General features: G+C 76.1%; 1 protein-coding gene and 1 pseudogene. One reads left to right on the top strand and one right to left on the bottom strand.

Annotated elements, in window-relative coordinates; genetic code table 11:
* Positions 1 to 2131: sensor histidine kinase (locus ND748_RS29685; RefSeq protein ID WP_251749511.1), on the bottom strand; the 2131-nt coding region annotated here is incomplete at its 3' end.
* A gap of 270 nt (positions 2132 to 2401) precedes the next feature.
* Here ND748_RS29685 and ND748_RS29690 point away from each other — a divergent pair.
* Positions 2402 to 2662, top strand: a pseudogene (locus tag ND748_RS29690) (hypothetical protein); the annotation flags it as partial.

Genomic DNA, 2662 nt, shown 5'->3' on the forward strand with positions numbered 1-2662 from the left:
CCCGCGGGTCGAGCCGGCCGTCGGCGATCCCGGCCAGCAGCGGCAACGCATCCGCCTCCACGGAACCCAGCCACTGGACGCGCTCGCGGCGGATCATCAGCGACGCGTCGATGCTCGCGGCGACCTCGGCCTCGGCGGCCAGGGTGCGCGCGGTGGCGTCGGCGGTGGCGCGCAGCAGCGGGCCGAGCATGGCGGTGACGATCTGGACGCTGCATATCCCGTAGATGTTCGAGCTCAACCGGGCGAGCACCAGCGGATTGTCCGGATCCCGCGCGAGAACCAGGACGACCAGCAGCAGGACCGTCACCACCAGCGCCGCGATCCACTCCCGGCGAGGCCGGGACGCGGTGATGAACGCGAGCAGCAGGGGCAGGAAGAGCAGTGGCCAGTCGGCGATCCGCACGATGTCCGGCCCGCGGGTGTTCGCCGCCCCGACGACGTTGACGGCCAGGATCATCGCCAGCAGCGCGAGCGATTCGGCGCGCCCCAGCGGCCGGTCCCGGACCCGCCGCGCGGTCTCGGCGGTCACCAGCACGAGAACCATCCACAGCAGCGCCGCGACCGGGCGCTCCCGCACCCAGCCGAGCGTCGCGACCAGCGGCGCCAGCATGGCGATCAGCCACAGGCCGGCGACCTGGCCGACGGCGCGCCGGTGCCCGGCGGCGTAGGCGTCGCCAAGGTCGGCGGCGATCGCGGTGACCCCCCGCCGATCGGCGACGACCCCGCCGCCACCACCAGCACCAGCACCACCGGCACCACCGGCGAGGATCGGCGTGGTCCCCGGCGTGCGCCACTGCAGCCGGACGGTCGTGCCACGACCCGGCGCCGAGACGATGTCGACCGTCCCGGCGACGTCGTCGAGCCGGCCGACGATCGAGCGGCGCAGGCCGAGCCGGGCCGGGTCGACCCGGGTCGGGTCGAAACCGCGCCCGGCGTCGGACACCTGCACGGTGACGCCATCCGCGCCCCTGTCGAGGCGGACCCGCGCCCGCCGGGTGCCCGCGTGGCGCTCCACGTTCGCCAACGCCTCGCCGACCGCGCCCGCGAACGCGGCACCGACGACGGCGGGCGGCTCAGCACGGACCGCCGCCCGGGCGGCGCCGCGCAGGTGGTTGTCGAACGTGACCCGCAGCCGCGGACCGTTGGCGTTGCGGACGACCTCGGCCAGGCGCTCGTCGATGGCCGGTTCGTTCGCCTCGTCCGGGTCGAGCAGGCCCTGCACGGCGGCGAGACTCTGCCCGCAGCGCCGGCGGGCCAGGGCCACGTCCCGGCCGCCGCCCCAGGCGATCCCGGTCAGCGTGTTGAGGACCGTGTCATGGATGATGCGCTCGCGCTCCCGGCGGTCCCGGGCGACCGCGTGGACCACGGCCTCGCCGCGATGACGGGCCACGACGTTCGCCCAGCGCCGGTCGGCGGTTCGGGCGATCTGGCGCAGCCGGCCGATCGCGAGACCCAGCAGCCCCGGCGCCAGCACCAGGATCGTCGACTCGACGATGACCTGCGGATTGTGCCCCCAGCCTCCCGCCAGGGTGCCCGCGCCGAGCAGCAGGACACTCGGCGCGGCCAGCGCCGGCGGGAAGGCCCAGACGGCGACGACCGCCGCGTTGATCGCGGTCAGGAACACGAAGTTGCCGCTGTCACCCACCGACTGTGGCGGCAGCCAGCGCCCGGCCGTCAGCGCCAGTGCCAGCGCGACCGCGACGCTCGCGGCGGCGAGCGGGCCGCCCACCCCGCGACGGAGGCCCACCACGCAGAAGACCACGCCCCAGCCGACGCTGAGCAGCACGACCACCATCGCCGCCGGCTGGCCGGCGTACCAGTGCCAGACGAGCAGGTAGGCCAGGGTCAGCAGGATGGCGACGGCGCGCAGCGCGACGAGCACCCCGGCCATGACCCGTTCCAGCGCCCGGTAGGCACGGCCCACCTCGACCGCCGCGCGGCCCAGCTCCAGCGCGGCGGCGCCGAAGGCGGTGTCGGTGATCCCGTCCCCGGCGGGAGGCCCGCCCAGCGCCACCGCCCGCCTGCCAGGGCGGCCGGTACCCTCGGGTTCGAGTTCCTCCGCCGTCTCCACGGTGGAATCGGCGCCGTGCATCACCACTGTGGCTCCGTCACCGGTTGGCGGTTCCGTCATGGTTTTGGCATCACTTCCGACCCGTTGCCCGTTGCGCCCGGGCGAGCTCGTCGCAGGCTACAGGTCGGGCACCCCCGTCCGCCGACAAAGGACGCCGCCGGCCGCCGGCCTCGTGCATGGGGCGTCCGGGCAGGTCGGCGGCGCGAGACCGGCCCGCGGGCCGCCGGCGGTCGGCCGTGGGTCGGCAGCCCCGGGCCCGCGGTGCCCTAGGCTTGACCGCGTGTGGAAGGACCGCCAGTGAATCCTCCGCCGTCCGCGGACCCCACCCGCGTGGACCGCGAACCGGCCCACCGCCGTCCGACCGGTCGAGACCGGACCGCCGGCCCCCCAGCAGACCGGGACCGGGCCGAGCGGGATCGACCCGACCCGCAGCGACCCAACCGGGAGCGGGCTAACCGGGATCGACCCGACCCGCAGCGGGCCGACCGGGATCGACCCGCCCCGGAGCAGGCCGACCGGGAGGGGACGCCGCGGGTCGGTGAGCTGTCCGCCCGGCTGGCCGAGCTGGGACCCGGGGACGCCCACCGGCTC

This window comes from Frankia sp. AiPs1 (assembly GCF_023716945.1).
GTDB lineage: Bacteria > Actinomycetota > Actinomycetes > Frankiales > Frankiaceae > Frankia.